The organism is Exiguobacterium mexicanum (assembly GCF_005960665.1).
GTDB classification, from domain to species: Bacteria; Bacillota; Bacilli; order Exiguobacteriales; family Exiguobacteriaceae; genus Exiguobacterium; species Exiguobacterium mexicanum_A.
Genome location: NZ_CP040676.1, coordinates 672115 through 694093 on the forward strand (window position 1 = coordinate 672115; position 21979 = coordinate 694093).

21 protein-coding genes are annotated in these 21979 nt (G+C 51.1%); 17 read left to right on the forward strand and 4 right to left on the reverse strand.

Annotated features, from left to right (window positions below; all coding sequences use genetic code 11):
* Positions 1–10 precede the first annotated feature (10 nt).
* From flgK to FED52_RS03950, 6 genes are all read left to right on the forward strand, one after another.
* Positions 11–1504, forward strand: coding sequence for a flagellar hook-associated protein FlgK (flgK, locus tag FED52_RS03925; RefSeq protein WP_138859038.1), 1494 nt, complete (start codon positions 11–13; stop codon positions 1502–1504).
* 6 nt (positions 1505–1510) lie between these two features.
* Positions 1511–2440, forward strand: a complete 930-nt coding sequence (gene flgL, locus FED52_RS03930) for a flagellar hook-associated protein FlgL (protein WP_138859039.1) — start codon at positions 1511–1513, stop codon at positions 2438–2440.
* Between the two features lie 3 nt (positions 2441–2443).
* Positions 2444–3019 (forward strand): DUF6470 family protein, encoded by a 576-nt coding sequence (locus FED52_RS03935; RefSeq protein ID WP_138859040.1) that lies wholly within the window; start codon positions 2444–2446, stop codon positions 3017–3019.
* Positions 3020–3034: 15 nt separating this feature from the next.
* Positions 3035–3472, forward strand: coding sequence for a flagellar assembly protein FliW (gene fliW, locus FED52_RS03940; protein ID WP_138859041.1), 438 nt, complete (start codon positions 3035–3037; stop codon positions 3470–3472).
* Positions 3472–3699 carry a carbon storage regulator CsrA gene (gene csrA, locus FED52_RS03945; RefSeq protein ID WP_021066562.1) on the forward strand — a complete coding sequence of 76 codons (228 nt, stop codon included), beginning with the start codon at positions 3472–3474 and terminating at the stop codon, positions 3697–3699. The genes fliW and csrA overlap by 1 nt, the downstream gene beginning before the upstream one ends.
* Positions 3700–3798: 99 nt before the next feature.
* Positions 3799–4854: a GGDEF domain-containing protein gene (locus tag FED52_RS03950; RefSeq protein ID WP_240731304.1), complete on the forward strand. Its 1056-nt coding sequence runs from the start codon at positions 3799–3801 to the stop codon at positions 4852–4854.
* A 31-nt stretch (positions 4855–4885) separates the two neighbouring features.
* Here FED52_RS03950 and FED52_RS03955 read toward each other — a convergent pair whose 3' ends face one another.
* Positions 4886–5800 carry a YitT family protein gene (locus tag FED52_RS03955; RefSeq protein ID WP_138859042.1) on the reverse strand — a complete coding sequence of 305 codons (915 nt, stop codon included), beginning with the start codon at positions 5798–5800 and terminating at the stop codon, positions 4886–4888.
* A gap of 162 nt (positions 5801–5962) precedes the next feature.
* Between FED52_RS03955 and FED52_RS03960 the strand changes: the two genes are divergently transcribed.
* From FED52_RS03960 to FED52_RS03970, 3 genes are all read left to right on the forward strand, one after another.
* Positions 5963–6823, forward strand: a complete 861-nt coding sequence (locus FED52_RS03960) for a YitT family protein (RefSeq protein WP_138859043.1) — start codon at positions 5963–5965, stop codon at positions 6821–6823.
* A 98-nt stretch (positions 6824–6921) separates the two neighbouring features.
* Entirely contained in the window at positions 6922–7875 is a 954-nt protein-coding gene (locus FED52_RS03965; protein WP_138859044.1) for a DMT family transporter, read from the forward strand.
* Positions 7876–7877: 2 nt separating this feature from the next.
* Positions 7878–8174, forward strand: coding sequence for a putative quinol monooxygenase (locus FED52_RS03970; protein WP_138859045.1), 297 nt, complete (start codon positions 7878–7880; stop codon positions 8172–8174).
* A gap of 32 nt (positions 8175–8206) precedes the next feature.
* Here the strand turns inward: FED52_RS03970 and FED52_RS03975 are convergent, their stop codons facing one another.
* Positions 8207–8704: a hypothetical protein gene (locus tag FED52_RS03975; RefSeq protein WP_138859046.1), complete on the reverse strand. Its 498-nt coding sequence runs from the start codon at positions 8702–8704 to the stop codon at positions 8207–8209.
* 157 nt (positions 8705–8861) lie between these two features.
* On the opposite strand from FED52_RS03975, the gene FED52_RS03980 reads away from it, so the two are divergent.
* The 5 genes from FED52_RS03980 to FED52_RS04000 all read left to right on the forward strand — a co-directional run bounded on the left by FED52_RS03980 (position 8862) and on the right by FED52_RS04000 (position 13675).
* Positions 8862–9347, forward strand: coding sequence for a hypothetical protein (locus FED52_RS03980; protein ID WP_138859047.1), 486 nt, complete (start codon positions 8862–8864; stop codon positions 9345–9347).
* An 81-nt stretch (positions 9348–9428) separates the two neighbouring features.
* A protein-coding gene (locus tag FED52_RS03985; RefSeq protein WP_138858676.1) for an IS3 family transposase occupies positions 9429–10999 on the forward strand; the annotation gives its coding sequence in 2 pieces (ribosomal slippage) (positions 9429–10068 and positions 10068–10999; 1572 coding nt in all).
* A gap of 95 nt (positions 11000–11094) precedes the next feature.
* The gene (locus tag FED52_RS03990) at positions 11095–11922 is read left to right on the forward strand and encodes a GNAT family N-acetyltransferase (RefSeq protein ID WP_138859048.1); all 828 of its coding nucleotides are present in this window, start codon (positions 11095–11097) and stop codon (positions 11920–11922) included.
* A 10-nt stretch (positions 11923–11932) separates the two neighbouring features.
* Positions 11933–12256, forward strand: coding sequence for a hypothetical protein (locus tag FED52_RS03995; protein WP_138859049.1), 324 nt, complete (start codon positions 11933–11935; stop codon positions 12254–12256).
* A 123-nt stretch (positions 12257–12379) separates the two neighbouring features.
* Entirely contained in the window at positions 12380–13675 is a 1296-nt protein-coding gene (locus tag FED52_RS04000; protein WP_138859050.1) for a methyl-accepting chemotaxis protein, read from the forward strand.
* A gap of 173 nt (positions 13676–13848) precedes the next feature.
* Here FED52_RS04000 and FED52_RS04005 read toward each other — a convergent pair whose 3' ends face one another.
* Positions 13849–16617: an SH3 domain-containing protein gene (locus tag FED52_RS04005; protein WP_138859051.1), complete on the reverse strand. Its 2769-nt coding sequence runs from the start codon at positions 16615–16617 to the stop codon at positions 13849–13851.
* 535 nt (positions 16618–17152) lie between these two features.
* On the opposite strand from FED52_RS04005, the gene FED52_RS04010 reads away from it, so the two are divergent.
* On the forward strand, positions 17153–18244 hold the full coding sequence (locus FED52_RS04010; RefSeq protein ID WP_034778596.1) for a flagellin N-terminal helical domain-containing protein: 1092 nt from the start codon (positions 17153–17155) through the stop codon (positions 18242–18244).
* A gap of 439 nt (positions 18245–18683) precedes the next feature.
* Here the strand turns inward: FED52_RS04010 and FED52_RS04015 are convergent, their stop codons facing one another.
* Positions 18684–19520, reverse strand: coding sequence for an endonuclease (locus FED52_RS04015; protein ID WP_138859052.1), 837 nt, complete (start codon positions 19518–19520; stop codon positions 18684–18686).
* Between the two features lie 421 nt (positions 19521–19941).
* On the opposite strand from FED52_RS04015, the gene FED52_RS04020 reads away from it, so the two are divergent.
* Both FED52_RS04020 and fliD read left to right on the forward strand, forming a co-directional pair.
* Complete coding sequence (locus FED52_RS04020) at positions 19942–20298, forward strand: flagellar protein FlaG (protein WP_034778593.1); 357 nt, start codon at positions 19942–19944, stop codon at positions 20296–20298.
* A gap of 12 nt (positions 20299–20310) precedes the next feature.
* Complete coding sequence (gene fliD / locus FED52_RS04025) at positions 20311–21978, forward strand: flagellar filament capping protein FliD (protein ID WP_034778591.1); 1668 nt, start codon at positions 20311–20313, stop codon at positions 21976–21978.
* The last annotated feature ends 1 nt before the right edge of the window (position 21979 follow it).

Consider the following 21979-nt stretch of genomic DNA (forward strand, 5'->3'; position numbering starts at 1 on the left):
AGGAAGTTTAATGGGCTCAACATTTATGGGATTAGAGACGGCGCGTCGCAGTTTGACGACGCACCAGTGGGCGCTCCAGGCGACAGGGAACAACGTCGCCAACGCCTCGAACCCGGGTTACTCACGCCAGCGCCTATCGCTCGGCATGACCGAACAGCTCAGCGTCAACTTCGGCGGAACGAAGGCCGGGCAGTTCGGGACAGGTGTCCGCGGGGAGACGCTCGCTCGGATCCGTGACTTGATGATCGACCAGCAATATCGTGACGAATCGGTCAAGAACGCCTACTACGCCACGAAAGAGGCAGCGTTCGGCCGCATGGAGGACATCGTCAACGAGCCGTCCGAGACGGGCCTCGCCAAATCGCTCGACTTATTCTGGGCCTCGCTCCAAGACTTGTCGGTCAACCCGGATGACGCCGGCGCGCGCAGCGTCGTGCGCCAACGGGCGATGACGCTCGCGGAGACGTTCAACTACATGTCGTCCTCGCTCCAAAAAGTACAGGCCGACCTAGCCTCAGAAGGCGACGTCGTCGTCAAGAAAGTGAACGACTTGATGACGAAGATCAGTGAGGTCAACCGTCAAATCGGTGACGCGGAGCCGCTCGGCGTGCTCCCGAACGAGCTGTATGACGAGCGTGACCGCTACATGGACGAGCTTGCCCAATATATGGACTTCAAACGCGTCCCGGTCGACTATACGAACGGGGAATCGCGCGGGAACTCACAGAAAGTCGCCGAGGGCCGGATCGACATCGTCGTCACGATCGGTGGCGTCGACCATAAGCTCGTCGATGGGATCAACGGCACGGTCGGCTCGTTCGACGGTCTCGACATGACCGATGCGACCGGAGCGGACGTGGCCCTCACGCATGCATCGATGCCAAACGGTAAATGGAAAGCGCTCGTCGAGATGTACGGTACGGACACGCCCGAATCAGGCAGCGTGAACGGCGCGTACGCGACGATGTTGAAAGACTTGGACGAGATGGCCGGCCAGTTCGCCTCGGCGTTCAATACGGCCCACAGCAACAACATGGACGCCAAAGGCAACGCCGGGACGGCGAACTTCTTCGAAGGGACGGCGAGCGCCGCGACGATCAAAGTGAGCGACGCCGTCATGAACAACCTCGATTTGATCGCCGCGTCTCAAGACGGCAACATCGGGGACGGCAGCGGGGCACTTGCGTTGGCGAACTTGAAGTCGGCCACGCTCAGCTTCGACGGATCGGTCCAGACAGAGACGTCGATCGGGAAGTACTATCAGAACGTCATCGGGAACATGGCTGTCGCCGCCGACCAGAGCGGACGACTCGCGACCAGCACGTTCGCCCTCATGGCGAGCTCGGACCAGCGCCGCCAGGCAGTGAGCGCCGTCTCGCTCGACGAAGAGATGACGATGATGATTCAATATCAACACGCTTATAACGCGGCGGCCCGCAACATCACGGCCGTCGACGAGATGCTCGACAAAATCATCAACGGCATGGGTGTCGTAGGGAGGTAATGCTTGATGCGAGTCACACAGACGATGCTCACACAGACGAACTTGAAACACTTATCGAGCAGCTATAACAAGCTCGCCCAAGTGCAAGAACAGCTCATCAGCGGGAAACGGATTCAACGGGCTTCGGAAGACCCGGTCGTCGCCATGCAAGGCATGCGCTACCGGACCGAGGTGCGCGAGGTCGACCAGTTCCGCCGCAACGTCAGCGAAGCGACGAGCTGGATGGACTTGACCGACTCGACGTTGAACGAAGTGACGGAAGCCGTCAAACGGATTCGCGAACTGACGACGCAGGCGGCGAACGACACGTACGAGTCGTCGCAACGTCAAATTATCCAAAGTGAGGTCAATCAGTTGATCGAACATATCGGCTCACTCGCGAACGCGAAGTCGGGCGAGAAATATATTTACAACGGCACGAAGACGGACCAACCACTCGTCGACATGGACGCCTTGAAGGCGTTCCTTGCCGACCCGAACGGGGACGTCAACAGCATCTATCCGGACGGGGCGCCGGCAGCGAGCGGGAAAGTCGCCTTTGAAGTGTCGAAAGGCATCACCGTCCAAGTGAACATGCAGCCGGAGACGGTGTTCGGCAGCGACGTGTTCGCCGGACTCCACGACCTCGTCTCGAAACTGGCCGACCCGAACACGACCGGTGAGGTTCTTTCGAACGAGCTCGCCGACCTCGACGTGATCGCCCAAAACTTGATCACGGAACGGGCCGAGCTCGGGGCGCGCGCCAACCGGTTGGAACTCGTCGACAACCGCCTGCAAGAACATGAGATCATCGCCAAGACGATCATGTCCGATAACGAAGACATCGACATCGAAAAAGTCATCATGGAGCTCAAGTCTCACGAGACGGTGCACCGGGCCGCGCTATCGGCCGGCGCCCGAATCATTCAACCGACGCTCCTCGACTTCCTCCGGTAAACGATGAACATCGCCCGGCTTGAGATGCGGCAGACGCAGGCCGCGATTCAAATCACGTCGAACCGGCCCCACCTCGAGATGAGGCAAGGCCGGGCCGATGTGTCGATGACGCAAGGCAAGGTCGAGATGACCCAACAGACGACAAGTGGTACGCTCGAGGTCGACTCGTCGGTCGCGCGCAGTGAAAGCAACTTGAAGGCGGCGCTCGAGCTCGGGCGCCATTTCGGTCAGCTCGGGGAGCAGGCGGCCCGGGAAGCGATCTCGACTACGGCCCGGGACGGGGACCGGCTCATGCGCATCGAGAACGGCAACCCGATCGCCGCGATGGCCGCTGAGAAGACGAGCGCCCCGTACCCGGTCGTCGACATGGACTTCATGCCGAAATCGCTCGACCGCGTGAAGTTGACGTATACGCCGGCGGATGTCAAAATCGAGTGGAACCTGACGCCGGCACAGATTGATGTATCACTCACCCCAGCCGACATCTCGTTCACGCCATGGACGACGGACATCTCGCTCCGTCAGCAGGCGTCGCTCGAGATGTGGCCGGTCGGTGGCATGTATGATGAGACGCGTTGAAAGTGAGGACAACCCATGTTCATTGAGACAGACTATTTTGGCAAAATCGAAGTAAATGAAGAAGAGACGATCTCGTTCGTCAGCGAGATTCCCGGATTCCCGGACTCGAAGACGTTCACCCTCATCCCGTACGGCGACGAGCTCCCGTTTTGGTCGCTCCAGTCGCTCGAGGACCCGGCCTGCGCCTTCGTCGTGACGAACCCGTTCTGGCACAAGCCGGACTATGCGTTCGAATTGACCGACGGCGCGAAAGAGCAACTTGGCATCGATGAGGCGGAACACGTCTCGGTGTATGCCATCGTGACGCTCCGCGAACCGTTCGACGCCTCGACGCTCAACTTGAAGGCCCCAATCGTCATCGAGACGAAAGAGCGCCGCGGGAAGCAAGTCATCTTGGATGACGTCTACCCGGCCCGGTTCCCGCTCGGCGGTCAGAAAGAAGAGGTGCGCTGATGCTCGTATTGAAACGAAAACAAGGCGAGGCCATCCATATCGGGGACGATGTGACGCTCACCGTGCTCGCCATCGAAGGCGACCAGGTCAAGCTCGGCATCGACGCCCCGCGCCATATCGACATCCATCGTCATGAGGTGTACGTCCAGATGCAGGCCGAGAACGAATCGGCCCGCGACAGCGCCAACTTGATGAAACAGATGATGCAAAACAAGTCGGAAGCGTGAGCTTCCGGCTTTTTAGCTGTCCTAAAATTTGGATAGGGTGACATGCGTCACTTTTGTACGATAGGATAGGAGGAAAGAAATGGCGGGAGAGGACAAGGCTTGGGTCAAGTCATCAACATCTTTTTCATCAATGTCAGTATCATCTATCTCGTTTTATCACTGGCCCTGTATCTCATGCGCCAGCTGTTGCCGATTCAGGCAGGTTCTCCTTATGCGGTCCGCATCTGGTTTGGTCTCGCCATGGGGCTCGCGGCCGTACTGTTGACGGTCAACTCGTTTCAAGTCGGAGAGGCAAGAGTCGACCTCCGGATTATCCCGCTCGCGCTCTCAGGCGCCTATGCCGGACCGGTCGGAGTCGCCGTCACGATGGGGTTGACTCTTCTCAGTCGCTTCGGTCTCGACGGCATGACCGACCAATTCATCCGCTCGTTCGGCACGCTCGGCTTGTTCTTCGTGTTGTCGCTCGTGTTAAATCGACTGGTGATGCGACGCGGTCACTTGTATTCGGCCTATCTCGTGTTCGGGGCCGTGCTCGTCTTGTTTCGAATTGCTAGCAACGTCCCGATTCAGGCGTTCACGACCGTGTTCTTGCCGTATTTCGTCATGACGTTCCTCGGTGGCTGGATGTGTTACTGGGTCGCGAAACAGATTGAGACGCACCTGCGCATGTTCCGGCTGCACGCGCAGCGGGCGACGATTGACGAGCTGACGGGTCTCCCGAACCGCTATATGATGCTCGAACGTTTGAACGAGGTCGAGATGTCGGGTCTCCCTTGGGCGCTGTTCGTCATCGATGTCGACCGGTTCAAGCAGTTGAACGATACATATGGTCATCGAGCCGGTGACGCAGCGCTTCACCACATCGGTCAAACGTTACAGGCGAACTGTCCGCCGGACGGCTTCGTCGGGCGCTACGGCGGGGAAGAGTTCTTGATGGTACTCGAGGACGTCGGAGACGTGAGGTCGATTGCCGACGACATCGTCACTGTCGTCCGGGATACACCATTCTCGTTCGAAGGGACAACAATCCCGATGACGGTGTCGATCGGAGCCACGCTTGCAGGAGCGGAGCCCGGCACGGTCGTATTCGAACGTGCCGACGCCGCGCTCTATCAGGCAAAGATGAACGGGCGCGATCAAGCGAAAATTGGATAAATAAAAAATCGGTCCCGCGGGGCCGATTTTTTTAGTGGATATTTTTCTTTTTGAACTGGCCGCCCCGGACGTCATGGATATTGCCGATGGCGAGGAACGCCTTCTCGTCATAGTCGTCGAGGATGTCTTTCAGTTTCGTCTCTTCAAGTCGGCTGATGACGGTGAAGACGACCTTCTTGCCGTCGCCCGTGTAGGCGCCTTCCCCGTGCAAATACGTCACACCCCGGCCGAGTCGGTCCATGATGGCTTGACCGACGTCATCGGGTGAGGTGGTGATGATCCACGCGGCCTTCGACTGATCGATTCCTTCGAGCACGATATCGATCGTCTTGAAGGCGATGAAATACGTGAGGAGCGAGTACATGGCCCGGTCCCAGCTGAAGACGAACCCGGCCATTCCGAGGATGAAGATGTTGAAGAACATGACGATCTCACCGACGGAGAACGGCAACCGGTCCGTGAACGATACGGCCAAAATCTCGGTCCCGTCGAGCGACCCACCGGCCCGGATGACGAGCCCGACCCCGGCGCCGAGCAAGAAGCCGCCGAACACGGTCGACAACAGCAAATCGTCAGTGAACGGCTCGACCGAATGGAGCAAGATCGTGAAGCCGGACATGAGCGTGATCGCCAACAACGTGACGACGGCGAACGTCTTCCCGATTTGGCGATAGCCGAAGAAGATGAACGGGATGTTGAACAAGACGAGCCAGATGGCGAGCTTCGTGTCGGTCAAATACGACGTGATGATCGAGACGCCGACGATGCCGCCGTCGATGATTTGGTTCGGGACGAGGAATGCCTCGAGCCCGACCGCGAAGATGAAGGCGCCGAGCAACAGGAGCAGCCCCTTGGCGAGAAGCTCGGTCGGTTTGATCGGGTTATGGACACGTTTCAAGCGGAGCATTTCCTCCGGAGTCGGGGAAGGCATCGGTGGACGCTGCATCGGGGGTCACTCCCTTTTTCTTTTTAGTATAGCAAACCTCACACGAGATGAAGCAGAAGCGGCAGACAATCTGACACAAGTTTTTGTCGATATCGTATATGCTATTTTACTATTATTTTATGCTAGACTAGGAAAGTTGATTTATAAAGGAGGACATGATTCATGAAACGTGACAATCGAGCCTGGCTGATGGGCTTTCAAATCATTATGAATATCATCGGCGGGATGATCGCGGCGTACGGCCTCGAGTCGGTGTTGATCCCGAATAGCGTGTCGGACGGCGGCATCACCGGCATCAGCATCGTCGTCTCCCAACTGACGGGCGTGCCGCTCGGGGTGTTCCTCGGAATTCTGAACATCCCGTTCGTCTATCTCGGCTATAAGCAGATCGGGAAGAGCTTCGCCATCCTATCGGTCACGGGCATCGCCTCGCTCTCAATCGGGACGCTCATCATGCACCGCGTCCCGACGATTATCGATGGGGACACGCTGCTCGTCACGGTCGTCGGCGGAATCATTCTCGGACTCGGGATGGGGCTATCGCTCCGGAACGGAGGCGCCCTCGACGGCATCGACATGCTGGCCGTCCTGTTATCACGGAAGTTGCCGTTCGGGACGAGCGACTTGATTCTGTTCTTGAACGTGTTCGTCTTCATCGTCGTCTCGACGGTGTTCGGCCTGCAAGGAGCGGTGCTGTCGGCCATCGCCTACTTCATCGCCTCGAAAGTGATTCATATCGTTGAGGAGGGACTGAGCGGTGCGAAGACGTTCAAGATCATCACGGGCGCGCCTGAGGTCATGGTCGAGACGATTCGCGACCGGCTCGGTCGGAGCGCGACGCTCAACCAGATTCAAGGTGCCTACTCGAAAGAGTGCTATTACGAGATCACGTGCGTCATCAACCGGCTCGAGGAGCGGAAGATGAAAGAAATCATCAACCAGGTCGACCCAGAGGCGTTCGTCGTCGTGTACGAGGTGTCCGAGGTCAAAGGCGGGAATTTCCGAAAACGCGATATCCATTGATTCACATCGAGCAGCCGCGGCTGCTTGATTTTTTTTGTAGAAGCAGGGAAATGCGGGACGGATAGGGAACAAGTGGGGATTCAGAAAGGAGAGACCGTATGCGTCCGCTGTTATTAGGTGTACTCGCCGCCTTGTTTTTCGCGAGCACGTTCGTCTTGAATGAATCGATGCAGGTCGGCGGAGGCAGTTGGGCGTATAGCGCCTCGCTCCGCTTCCTGTTCATGATCCCGCTGCTCATGGTCGTCGTGGCCGTCCGGGGTGGCATGACCCGGGTGCGCCACGCCATCGTCGACGAGCCGTGGCCGTGGCTCGTCTGGGGGACGGTCGGCTTCGGTCTGTTTTACGTCCCGATCTGTCTCGCCGCCGAGGTCGCCCCGCCTTGGCTCATCGCCGGCACGTGGCAAGTGACGATTATCGCCGGGGCGCTGTTGTCGCCCCTCTTCCGTCGTGGTGACGGGACGCGGGAACGGATTCCGTGGACGGCGCTCCGCTTCTCGGGGCTTATCCTGTTCGGCGTCGTCTTGATGCAAGTCGAGTTCCTCGCCGACTTCGAGCCACGTTTCTTGGCGGTGGGTGTGCTTCCGGTACTGATTGCTGCGTTCGCCTATCCGCTCGGTAACCGGAAGATGATGGCCCACACCGACCTCGACGTGTTCGAGCGCATCCTCGGTATGTGTATCGGTTCGCTCCCGGTCTGGCTCCTCTTGTTCGGTTACGGGTTGACGACCGGTGCGCCCACGGGTTCGCAACTGACGCAGACGCTCCTCGTCGCACTCTTGTCGGGCGTCGTCGCGACGGTACTCTTCTTCAAGGCGACCGACCTCGTCAAACACGATATGGGGAGACTGGCGACGGTCGAGGCGACCCAGGCGCTCGAGGTGTTGTTCGCGCTTATCGGCGAATTGTTTTTCCTCGGGGCACATCTGCCGTCCGGGCTGTCGCTCGTCGGCATCTCGCTCGTCATGATTGGGGTCGTCTTGCACAGCCGTAGCCAGTTTCGTGTAAAGGAGAAGACGGTGCCGGCGGCGAATCGATACGACAAGGAGGGATGAAGATGAAACCGTATGGATTGTTCGGCAAATTGACGGCCGTTCCGGGCGAGCACGAGATGCTTCTCGCCATCTTGCTCGAGGCGGCCGAGGCGATGGAACGAGAGGCGACGTGTTGCGTGTATCAAGTCGCGGCGTCGCTCGACGACGAGTCGATCGTCGTCTATGAGGTGTGGGAAAGTATGGAGGCGCATCAACAATCGCTGTCGCTTGAGACGACACAGACGTTGATTGGGAAGGCACGGCCGATTCTGGCCAATATCGAGCGCTTGGCGGTGTTCGAGCCGCGGGACGGTCATTAAAAAAATCCACGTCCGTGGACGTGGATGAAAGGTCATGCTTTCGTCAAGCTGCCTTTGACTTGCTCATAAAACTCGTCCATCATCCCAGTCCGGCTACCGAGCTGGCAGATGAGTTCGAGCGTCTCTTTATAGAACTTTTTGACGAGTCCTTTGTTTTTGATGTTGTCCATCGACGCCATCGTCTTGTCGAGGTTTTGGAGAATCTCTTCAATCTGGTCGTCCGAGTCCGGTTTCACGACCGTCATATTGTCCGGAATTTTGACGACTTTGTCTTGCTCCTGATGACGGAACGACGCGCCGAAGCCGAGATTCTCGATGAACAAGTGCGGCATCACTTTCTGACCGAAGAACTGCTTATGCCATTCCGTCGCTTTCATCGTGTCCATGTCCTGCTTGAACGTGGACGCTGTCGAGACGTACTTTTTGAACAGGTCGGTCATGAACTTCTCGATGACCGGGATTTGAAGGGCGAAGACGTTTTTTAAGAGCGCGTCGAGCTGTGCGCGTGACAATTGTTGTTCGTTTGACATATCAGTTCCTCTTTTCTATAATACGATATCTTCATCGTATGGGATTGACGGACGTGCGTCAACGCATCCTAAAACATTTTTTCAGAATATTTAGTGTACGCTCGATGAGATATGAGATAATCAGGTCATGACAGACTTCACAGAAGGAGTGGTTCAGATGAATAAAACAATGAAATGGGCGGTCGCGCTTGGCGTGACGGGTGCCCTCGTCGCAACGGTCGGTGTCGTCTCGTCCCGGGGACGGACTGACGATACGACGCAGACGATCCGTGACCGTGAGCTCGGTTATGAGATCATTCTCCCGTCGAAAATCGTCGAGGCGATTGAGCGTGGGGACGTCTATATCGAGAAGGCGCAGGACGTCGTCGATGTCGGCGATCAGAACAGCTACGGCACGTTCGACCTCTACTATAACGTCGAGGACGGTGACGACCAGTTGTTGTTCCATTTGGACTTGATTGACCGTGAACTATCGGAAGCGGCGTTCGCCCAGGAAGTCGGCTACGGCAACTACCTCGGTGCGAGCGACAAGACGTTCTTCTGGGTCGAACCGACCGAGGCCGTCCCGGGTGCCGAGGCGCACACGGATGAGATCGCGGAGCTGCTTGAGACGCTCCCAGAGCTCGAGTTCCGTACGTTATGAGCCTGCCCGCTATGATATGCTCCCCAATAAGTAGACAGATGAAATAACAAATCTGTTTATCTGATTGGGGAGTGTTTTTTTATGACGAGAAGTCGACATACGATCGAACAAAAACTGAGCGCGCTGCGCATGATGAATCAAGGCACATATACCTGGAAGGAAATCAGGGAGGCACATGACGTCTCTATGGACACCCTTCAGTTATGGAAAGTAAAATTCGATACCGGCGGTATTGACGCGTTGAAGCAATCGAGGACATGGAAGCCCTACACCAAGGAACAGAAGATTGCGGCGGTCCGTGACTATCTCGGTGGTCTCACTAAACTAGAGACACTCTCCAAACATCAAATCAGTCACTGGTCTGTTCTTCACAGATGGATTAGGAAGTATACTAGTCATAGCGAGTTAACAGATTCGAGAAAAGGGATGGGTCTAGCTATGACAAAAGGAAGAAAAACTACATTTGAAGAGCGCTTTGAGATCGTGAAATACTGTTTGGAGAATGGTCGCAACTACCAGCAGACCGCGGAACAATATCAGGTATCCTATGCCCAGGTCTATGGCTGGGTCAAGAAGTATGACACGACCGGGGCCGAAGCGCTCCTAGACCGCCGTGGGCGTACGAAGCCAGAGGATGAACTAAGTGAAGAAGAGAAGCTGAAACGTCGTATCCAGCAAATGGAGCTTGAGAACGAACTTCTTCGTGCGGACAACCTGTTCCTAAAAAAGTTAGAGGAGATCGAGAGGAGGTCGTGATCAGCCAGGTACGGCTACAGCAAAGATATATCGCCATCAAAGAATTGAACGAAGAGGAAGCCCTCTCGATTGTGCTCCTCTGCCGGGTCGCCGGCATCTCACGGGCGGCCTATTACAAATGGTTGAATCGCACCATATCGGTGCGTCAAGAAGAGAACGAGAAGCTCCTGGAGGACATCCGTCTACTCTATGATCAGGCGAACGGGACATACGGGTACCGTCGGATCACGATGACCATCAATCGGTTACGCCGGCAACAAAGCTTGTCCCCGTTCAATGAAAAGCGAATCTATCGTTTGATGCATAGCCATGGGATTCAATCGATCATCCGCCGGAAGCGGAGGAAACATAAGAAGTCAACGCCACAGCATGTGGCCGAGAACTTGATGAACCGAGAGTTCAGCGCGGCCCGGCCGGACGAGAAATGGTGCACCGACGTCACCGAGTTCAAATACGGTGCCGGAAAGAAGGCGTACCTTAGCGCGATTATCGACCTGTACGACGGCTCAATCGTCGCCTATCGTGTCGGGAAGTCCAACAACAACGGGCTCGTCTTTAAAACGATGATGCCAGCCATCGCGCGTCTACGTACAGGAGCGAGTCTGATGATCCATAGCGACCGAGGGTTCCAATACACCTCGAGAGGGTTCAAACGCATGGTAGAGGACGCGGGACTGACCCACAGCATGTCCCGCGTGGGACGCTGTATCGACAACGCCCCAATCGAGAGTTTCTGGGGCACCCTGAAAGTGGAGATGTACTATTTGCGTGAGTTCCAGGCCTATAGCGAACTGACGAAGGCAATCGAGAACTACATAGCGTTCTACAACCACGACCGTTTCCAGAAACGACTAAACGGCCTGAGTCCTGTCGAATACAGGTCTCAAGCCGCCTAGGTTGGTTTTCATTATTTACACTGTCTACTTGACGGGGAGCAGTTCACTACGGCGGGCTTTTTCGATTATGCTACAATATGACGTGAGGTGATTTCATGAATTGGACAGTAGAAGAAGTGAGACAAGCAGAACAGGTTGGCGCGCTCGAGGCAGCGGTCAACGCATATGACAAGATTGACGTGAAACTCGGGCACGTGGCGGTCGGTCAGAACGACTACGCCGTCTATGATGACGAAACGCTCGTCGGCTATATGGTGCTCTTCCCGTATCTCCCGAACGAGTATGAAGTGAACGCGCTCGTTCATCCGGACTATCGCAAACAAGGCGTCTTCACGGCGCTTTTGGAGGCGGCAAAGCAAGACGCGAAACAGAACGGCTGTGAGGCGTTCACGTTCGTCATCGACCGCAAGTCGAAGGACGGCAAGGCGGTCATCGACCATCTCGGCGCGGCGTACCAATTCTCAGAATACAACTTGGTGCTCAAAAAAGCCGAGCTGTTCTTGAAGCCGAACGAAGTATCGCTCCGCGAGGCGACGGACGCCGACCGTCCGCTTATCATCGAGACGCTCAGTGAGGCGTTCGGCGACCCGCTCGACGTGACGGAGAACATCTATCAACAGATTGACACGCCGGACCGCGTGACCTATATCGGTGAGGTCGATGGTCGTCCGGTGGGGGTCATTCGTGCCCTCCTTTCGGGCGAAGATGCCGGCAGCATCCATGCGTTCGGCGTCAAGGCGGACGAGCAAGGCAAGGGCTACGGCACGAAGATGTTGAAGCAGATGGTCCAGCAGCTGTTCCGCATGGGCCGGACGAAGCTTGAGCTCGACGTCGAGACGGAGAACAAGGCCGCGCTCGAGATTTACAAGCGGGCCGGATTTGCGGAAAACGGCGGCTATGAGTTCTATTTATTAGAACTGTGAGGTGAGATAAATGGTTCGGAATTTGAAATGGCTCGGGGCCGCCTTTGAGGCGTTCCTCGGTATACCGGCACTCGGTGGGCTGTTCATCATCAGCATGGGCTACACACCGCTCGGGTTCATGCTCGTGTTCCATATCGTCTTGCTCGTCGTGTCGCTGTCGCGGCTGAAACGAATTTCGGTCGGGGCACTCGTCGGGATTACGGCATCGGTGCTCGGGTTCATCCCGTTCCTCGGCATGATGCTACACTGGGCGGCTGCGATCGCACTCGCAATCGACGCACTCATGACCCCGCGCGAACAGGTGCACATGACAAAAGAAGATGACCGTTTTTAATGAAGACGCTCTCGGTGACGAGGGCGTTTTTTCATTGACCAAAACTTCAACTGAAAACGCTATACAAAAGCTGGGGTTAGGACGATATAAAAGGTGATGAAGACATAAGAGGAGGAACTCATAGTGAAGCTATTCAAAAACTTTACGACCCAACTGCTCGCTTGGATTTTGGTCACATCCTTTATCACGGGCGGAGCGGTCGGCTGGATCACGCTTTTGCTGCTCACCGAGCTTGAGATGGAGAAAGGGCAGGTCATGCTCGTCGGGACGGCCGTGGCCTTGCTCATTTCAGGAATCGGCGGTGCCGTCATCTACTTGATCGCCCGTCGCCCGCTCAAGGCAATCGAATTGGCGTCGGACAAGGCGGTCGAAGTCGGCAACGGCGACTTGACGGTCGTGTTCGCGGACGAGACGACGACAGACCGTTCAGAGATGGGCCGTCTGCTCCTCTCGATGGACAACATGGTCGGACACCTTCGTGAACAAGGGACGAACATGCGCTACACAGCGGACCAGCTCACCGGTTCGGCGCAAGAGATTGCGGCAGCGGTCCAAGAAGGCAATATCGCCGGCGACAACATCCGTCAAGCGATGGACGCCTTGAACAAGATGCTCGAGGACAACGTCAGCGCGACGTATAGCTCTATGGACTTGCTCGGTGCTGTCGCTCGGACGATGGAGAACATCCGTCAAGAGATGGGCTCGGCGCTCGAATCAGCGAGTGAGATGCAACAAGAAGCGGAGAGTGGCAAAGGCCTTGCCTCGTCGTCGGTCGATGCGATGCATGCGATTGCTGGAAAAGTCGAGCAGTCGTCGACGCTCAACAGCAAGTTGACAGAGATGACGGGCGAGATCTCACGCATTACGGACGTTATCAGCGACATCTCGGCGCAGACGAACTTACTTGCCTTGAACGCATCGATTGAAGCGGCTCGGGCCGGTGAACACGGACGCGGCTTCGCGGTCGTCGCGGCCGAAGTCAAGAAGCTCGCCGAACAGACGGCGAACTCGACGCAAGAGATCACGGATTTGATTGTCGACGTGAAACGTCTCGTCGGTGACACGTCGTCATCGATGGCGAACGTGAAAGCGGAAGTGGAGACGGGCGTAGGTCTCGTTGAGAAGGCGGGTGGTGCGTTCGCATCAATCCACAACTCGGCGAACGAAGTGTACAGCCACGTCCATTCGGTCGATGCGCTCATAGATGAGTCGCGTGGCCAGATCGACTCGGTCGTCACGAACTCGGCTGGGATCGTCGGTATGGTCGAAGAGGCGTCACGCTACGCGACGGAAGTCACGTCAGCGGCAAGCCAACAGGCGGCGAGTCTCGGTGAAGTGAATGGCGCGATGACGGAGCTCGTCCGGGTCGCGGAGAGTTTGCAGAATGAGACGGAAATGGTCAAAGTATCAAATAATTGATTTAGTAATAGCCTATTTAAATCAATTATTCGTAAAATGAATTATGAGAATGGTAAAAACAGAGGACTGTTACCCGACCGGGCGATAACAATCCTCTGTTTTTGTTTGTCTTATCATGGGTATCAAAAAAGAAGGAGCTGATAAACTCTCCTTCTTTAAACGTTCAAGTTGTTTTAATAAATAAAGCGTGGAATATCAAACTCAACTGTATATTCTTCAAGCTGTTTATAAATCTCATGAATTTTAAAGGTTTGCTTATAGGCCCACTCGATATCGGTAGCGTATTGATACGTACCAGGTTTTGCTGGGTTAAAGCGCATTTTGTAAAGTGTATTCTGTTGTCGCGTATTGTTCACGTATCGTTTACTGATCCATTCTCCACCGCCATAAATAGAAGCTGCGGGAGTAAACCAGCCATTATCAAATGCGTGCTTGGCACCACCAGCTGTCGGATTGGCATCGGTCGCACCGATTCCGTACATGTTATAGACGAGTTTGTGACGAGTGCTCGTAGAAGTACTCAAGTTCCCATTCGTATCTACCCAAACACCAGAAGCAAGAGTGGATGTCCCGTTTCCTGTTTCAAGGAAAGCGTGTGACATTAAATAAATTTCGTTAATATTAAATGCCTTACCAGCGTCGATGAAAGCCTGTGCTTGACCAGATAAGATACCTTTACCTTGTAGTGCTTTATTCAAAATGGTTGCAGAGACACTGGATGATTTAGACAAATCTAAATACTGGAATGACTCGCGAGGTGAATCAAGCGCAGCCTCGAATTTAACGAGACGAGGATCAACTTGATTTAAAATATCAGACTCCATCGCTAACCGCCATGCGTTATCGAAGACTCGTTCAGATTCTCCTGCTTTCCGCTTATAAGAGATGATATAGAAGTTGTCTTTTTCTCCAAGAATCGAGACCACACTGTTACTGTTCAAAACTCCATAGATGTGGGAATTTGTTGTGGCATCGGCACGTACGTTCAAAGTGCTCGCCGAAACTCTTCCGCTTTGAGTGCCTTCAATCAATTGGATGAACTCTTTAGATACATAAGCAGCAGATCCACGGTATTTATCTGTCTGTGCATTAACATTCTTTTGAATTTGAACCATATCAGTTAATTTCAATTCATAATCGCTATAGTTTAAAACGACGTTTTTCGTGCCTGGGATTGTCTCTGGAACAGTCGGGCCCGTATATGGTTTGATGTAAGCGCTACTGACATAAGCAGGAATCAATTTATCACCAAGTTCAAATTCGATCTTAACCCACGAGTCATTTACATGTTCGATGACTCCGATAATTTGGTTGAACAATACAGTGCCGATTTCGTTTGAAGCTGTGACTTGTGGAGTACTACGAACCTTTAAACTCGGCATTGCTGTGACGATAGCCTCGTATTCAATTGAATAGTCCTCTTCTGTTTCAACCGGTTTACTTGTCGACGCGGGTGATTTCTCAGTTAAATATTTTTTAGAGACGTAACCGACTTTCCCATCATATTTAACCTTATACCAATCACCATGAGCAGATACAAACTCGACCTGTTTGTCGGTTAAGATAGTAGTCATTACTTTCCCGCTCAATGAATTTTTATCGCGCAAATTCAGATTAGCGGTTGTATAATAGTATTTTTTAGCAGTCGGAGCTACGGGTTTTGAAGAGGTTGGCTTGACTTCTGTCAAATAGCTACTCGCAACATAACCGGTTTTTCCGTTGTAAGTTACACGATACCAACTACCAGATTTCGATACATAGGTCACTTCTTTATTTTTCGGAATCGTGAGCAGAATTTTACCGGACCAAGAGGCCGCACTTCGTAAGTTAAGGTTTTCTTTTGTTTTATACGTAACTTTTTTAACGGGTGTGGATGCAGGCGGTTTAGGGGTTGGTTTTGGTGCTACAGGGCTAACCGTTTTGGTAGTTACCGCAACATAACTAGCAGACACATAACCTGTCTTTGATCCATATTTTACGCGATACCAATTCCCGGATTTCGAGATGTATTGGACCTCTTTGTTTTTTGGGATAGTGACGAGCACTTTACCCGAAAGTGATGCCGAACTACGTAAATTAAGATTTTCTTTGGTCTTATATACATTTGTTTTTGTTGTCGTTGAGGCGGGTGGCTTCGGTGTTGGCTTTGGAGCAGTAGGCTTTACGGTAACAGGATTAACGCTTTTATTGGTTACCTTAATATAGCTAGCAGACACAAAACCGGTTTTGGAGCCGTATTTCACCTTAAACCAATTGCCAGACTTCGCAATGTATTGGACTTCTTTGTTTTTCGGAATCGTAACGAGTACTTTGCCTTTCGTCGAGGCCGTGCTACGTAAATTCAAATTCACGGTTGTGGCATACACTTGTTTCGTCGTGCTAGATGAAGCGTTGTTTTTTGTGACTGTAGTAGGCTTCGGTGCAGCCGCGGTAGCATTTTTGACGACTGTGTTTTGTACCTTGACGTATTTGGCTGCGACATACCCAGTCTTTGATCCGTACTTTACGCGATACCAAGTTCCTGTTTTTGAAAGGTATTGCACCTCTTTATTCTTAGGGATGGTGACAAGGACTCGCGCTTTCAGGCTGGCCGATTGACGCAAATTCAAGTTATCGGTGACAGTATATGTCTGCTTGACCTTACTTGTCGGTGCAGGTGTTGCTGTTGTCATTTTTAAATAGGCGGAAGAAACGTAGCGTTTCGCCCCTTTATAGTCAATCTCAGCCCAAGACCCTTTGACGTTCAAGACAGAGACTTTGTTTCCTTTTGTCAACTTTCCAACGATTGGAGATGATGTAGAGGAAGATTGTCGAACATTTAAGATAGATGTATCGACAGTAGCTGTTTTCGATGCGGCATTTACGTCTTGAGTATACATCGTGGCAAACAGCACACCGGATAAAAAGATGGCTGTACTCAAGCGTTTACTTCGTTTGTTCAATGGTTTCCCTCCTTGATTTGAAAACGATAAATAATGAATGTTCGAACCAAGTATAGAGAAAATTGGGAATGGATTGAAAGGAAGAATTTATAAAATAGGTAAACGCTTGTGTGTTAATTGGAACTTTTATGGTGTCATTTAATGTGTATTTTAAGAAAGGAATATTAAGTTGAGCCTGTTTCTTAGTATATAAAGATAGGTGTTATCTGTTTATGTATCAGCCATAAGGTGTGTGGGAATTAAGGTCGTCATATCACTTTTGATTTGATACGTCAGGAATCATTACCAAAGTGAATTGTAGAGGATTAGTGCAATCACTCGGCCAGACTTTCGAATTATCAATCTATAAAGAAATGCACGATTTGAATTATTTTTCCGAAAATGCTAAACAGAATCGCGATGACTCCGATATAGAGTATGGAAACGATAAAACGTTCCAACTAATACAAGGTGAGGGGCCGGCCTAAGCCTTGTATGCTCGGACAAATGGATTTGGAAGAGCGGAAAAAACTCAAACCTATGGAGGGAAATTACAATGATTATCAATAACAACTTAAACGCAATGAACGCACATCGTAATATGTCATTCAACACTTCGAACACTGGTAAAGCGATGGAGAAATTGTCTTCAGGTCTTCGCATCAACCGTGCAGGTGACGATGCTGCTGGTCTTGCAATCTCTGAAAAAATGCGTGGTCAAATTCGCGGTTTAGACCAAGCGACACGTAACTCACAAGATGGTATTTCTATGATTCAAACAGCTGAAGGTGCATTGAATGAGACGCACTCAATCCTTCAACGTATGCGTGAACTTGGAGTTCAAGGTGCCAACGATACTAACGTTGCTCAAGATCGTGATGCTATCCAAGAAGAACTCACTGCTTTAAAGAGTGAAATCGATCGCATCGGCAATACAACAGAATTTAACAAACAAACATTATTAAACGGCGGTCTTGGTGGAACTGTTGATCAAGATGCTGCTACTACTACAGTACTTGCTGTTACAGGTGTAGCTAGTGCTTCAACTAATGGAGCGGCAGCAGGTACTTACGCAATTACTGCCGCTGCTGGTGAGTTAACTATGACTTTCGGTGGTAAAACGCAAACAATCGCCAATGCTGACGGAGCTCAAGAGTTGAACTTCTCTGAATTCGGCATTTCGATTAAAACAAATGCAGGTTACACAGCTGATGATGCTGTAGGTAACGTTGTAGTTGACCCTGGATCAGTTACTTTCCAAATCGGAGCTAACGAAGATCAAAACTTAAGCCTTAACATTCGTAACATGAAAACGGATGGTGTCTTAAACCTTGCTACTGCTGGTCGTGTAGATGTTTCTACGCACGATGCAGCTAAAGCTTCTGTAACAAATATCGAGAGCGCAATCACTGAAGTTTCGAAAGAACGTTCAAAATTAGGTGCATACCAAAACCGTCTCGAGCACACAATCAACAACCTTAAAACATCTTCTGAAAACCTAACAGCGGCTGAATCACGCGTTCGTGACGTTGACATGGCGAAAGAAATGATGAACTTTACGAAAAACAACATCCTCAACCAAGCTTCGCAAGCAATGTTAGCTCAATCGAAATCTCAACCAGAAGCGGTTCTTCAACTTCTTCGGTAAGATTTACGGGCGTCTTATCTGGTAACGGATAAGAGTACCACTGGGTGAATTGCTGGGACTCCTGAGAGCCCTCCTTACGACAACGTGACTGGAAACGGTGAGCGTGAGCGTTATGAAAAAAGGAAGGGATTGGACAATCAGCAGCCAAGCATCTGTCAGGAAACTGTGATGAAGGTTCAACGACTAGGATGAACGACCTACCGACTTCAGGTCCATGGTTATGAGATCCGTACCTCAACAACGGTGAGGGAAGTGCCCAGCCCCTATTTTACAATAACATTTTATTTTATATTAAAATTGTAAAAGGGTGAAGATATAGTCTGGTCTATATTGAAAAATATGGTGAACTGCAAGCAAATCAACAGCCGCAAGCTGTACTTCAATTGCTCCGTTAATATAGCAATTGACTATCTAAACGTTATATTAAAAACCGTGGAGCTTATGCTTCACGGTTTTTCACGTCTTGCCATTTATAAACGACCGACCAGTATGTTCGATTCAATCGTCGGGCAATCTCTTTGTCCGTGACTCCTTGTTGTTTCCAATTGATGAGTAAAGCGATGTCTTCGTCACTATACGGTCTAGCGGGGATGGAGACGCGAATCTTGTAGTCCGGATGTGTTTGTTTATACGTCTCTACTTCGGTCTGTAGACGTGTTCCCCATGACAGTTTATATATGAAGTCAGGTAGTTCGGCAATGTAAGGCTCGAATAAATTTAAAATGTCGAACGTGTCAGTCACTTTTGTCGTTTTCAAATAGTAGCCGGTGCCGCTCGGCGTGCCTGATGTTCGAACGTTAATGTCGTAGCGCGCTTTCATCCAGGTGGCTAACTGTTCCAACTGGTGTCTTGAAAATGCTTGTAAGTAGAAAGCGATATGAGGAGTGAATTGAATTTCTTTCTTATCATGATTGAAACGCTTACTGAGGAGAAGGGAGCCATCGTCTAAGTAGAGTGTGAGCAGAAATGAAGGATGATGGATATCTTTAAGCAACTTGAATGGAACGTGTTTTTTGTTGTTCGGATAAAAAAGTGGGAAGAGTTTCGTCATCAGAGGAATTGAGCGCGACACGAGGTTGTTTCCCCGTAAGTACAATAAATTAGATAGCTTTTGTTGTTTCCATTGGCGGTAACTTAACTGTCCCATCCCGAAATGCTCCCGGTAACTGTTGTTCACCCGTCGATCATACGGATAGCACTTCGTGATTTCTCCATCCCCCAAAATACTAGCAACTAGAATCGCTACTTGTTCGTCGGATAATCCTTCCCAGTCCATCTCAATTCTCTCCTTTACATAGTAATCTTCTTATAGAAGTAATCCCCGATTTATCTTAATGACCTGATTCAATAATTTGTTAGCTCATCTCAAGTTTTTGATTGACAAGTCGATACATAGGAAGATAAAAGGTGCTTGAACGGTCAACGATTTGTTAAAGGAGCTCAAAGCTGTCTACACCGAACAAAAGCGATTGGACGAACTAGAAGAATTTTGATGATAATATGTGATCCATCGCGATTGAAGCAACGACTTGTGAAGCCGAGAAAAAGTACAGTTGCAGGAACAATTTCAAGATTTATAAGCCTAGGTCAACTATTTAGAAGTGAAGAAACATCAATCATTTCGCCAAAGCACTACAAACTGACCTGATTTCGACCGATATAATCCATGAGAACAATGAGTAGAGGAGTAGACGCATATGAACCCGACCATTTCTGAAGTCCGGCTTCACCTACCTTCTTCCGTCTTGCCGTATGAACAAACGAAAAACGTGTTCGTCGAAGCGAATCAAAAAGCCCTCGCTGACGAAGGCATCGTTATTCTCCCGACGCCTCAACACGTGACAAAATTAGAGGCGGCCGTCGAGAAGGCGAATCTGGTACTCGAGCAACAACGTACCGGTTTGAAGTTCATGAAACATGAAAAACTGAACGACTACTATATTCAAATCGTGGATACGAACAACGAAGTCATTCGCGAAATCCCAAGCAAGAAGTCACTCGACTTCTTCGCGGCGTTCATAGAATTTAATCAGCTCTTCGATGAACGTGTATAAAGGAGGTAAATCATGACGTCACCCATCCGATTTGGCGGACTCGCCAGTGGAATTGATACCGATACAATCATAAAGCAATTGATGCAAGTGGAACGAGTACCGGTCGACAAGCTTGAACAAAAGAAACAAACGACTGAATGGAAGCGAGACGCCTACCGCGAAATCAATCGCTCACTCATGACAATGCGGAACAGTGCGGTCGATCTCATGTTTAGTCGAAACTTTCTGGCTAAAACTGCATCGTCATCTGACACGTCTCGTGTAGAAGTCACTTCTTCACCATCGAGTGGGAATGCCGCGCTCGAGATTCGAAGTGTAGAGAATTTGGCAACTTCTGCGAGTCATATTGTTCAATTGAGAGATAAGAATAACAATTTGGTAACGCGAGAGACTGCTGCTAAGGATTTGGACTTAGAAATCAATACAAAAATACAAACGTTCACGGGTTCCCCAACTGAAGTTACTTTAGATTCAAAGATGAATGACGGCGGTAAACTGTTTATTAACAATGTAGAATTGTTGCCGACAGAATATACCTATGATTCAGCTACAGGAAAAGTGACATTCAATTCACAGATTGCTGAAGGGGCTGAATTAAAGTACGAATCCGGTTTTAAAATCGAATATATTAACAAGGACGGCGGTACTCCAGCAGAGCTGACGATTGGAGCAGATGCCAAGTTTAGTGATGTTATCACTCAATTGAGTTCGAAAGACACAAATTTCTCCGCATTCTTCAACGAAGCTTCTGGGGAGTTGGCACTAACTCATCGAAACACTGGAAGTGAATCGACGATTGCTTTCACTGGTGCAGCAGCAACGTTTTTTAACGCTAGTGTTGCAAGCGACATTAAAGGTGAAGATGCAGTTTTCAACGTAAATGGGATTCAGCTAACACGAAGTTCGAATACGGTGATAATCGACAATATGACAATCACACTTAAGTCTGAGTTTAAAGCTGCTGATAATCCGACGCCAGTTACGCTCTTGGCCGCAACCGACACCCAAAAGATTTTCGACAACATCAAAGGATTCGTCGACAAATATAATGAGACAATTGATCTTATGAATAAAAAAGTCCGTGAAGAACGTTTCCGTTCATTTACTCCGCTCACTCAGGCACAGCGCGATGAACTCTCTGAAGACGAAATCAAGAAGTGGGAAGACAAAGCAATGAGCGGGATGCTTCGTGGCGATACGATTGTTCGAAGTGCGATGGATACGATGCGTAGCAAATGGTCAAGTACATCGGTTTCAACGAATGATGATACGATGCAACAATTGTTCCAAATCGGACTTGCGACCGGTGCTGATTTCACAAGTGGCGGGAAAATCGAGTTGAATGAAGAGAAACTCAAAGCCGCTATCGAGAATGATCCAGAGCAGGTGTATCAACTGTTCACAAATGCAGAAAGTGGATTGCTTCCACAAATTCGTGATGCAGCGACTAACTCACGGTCATCCATCACACGGATTGCTGGTGCTGATGGTGCCGGTGCCCCGACGTATTCAATGGGACGTGAAATGAACGCAATAGATACTCGTATCCAGCGCTTAAACGATTTATTAGTCGATAAAGAAAACGCCTACTACCGTCGCTTCGCAGCGATGGAGACGGCGATGAACCAGGCGAACTCGCAAGCCGCCTCACTTCAACAGTTCTTAGGCGGAGGCATGTAAG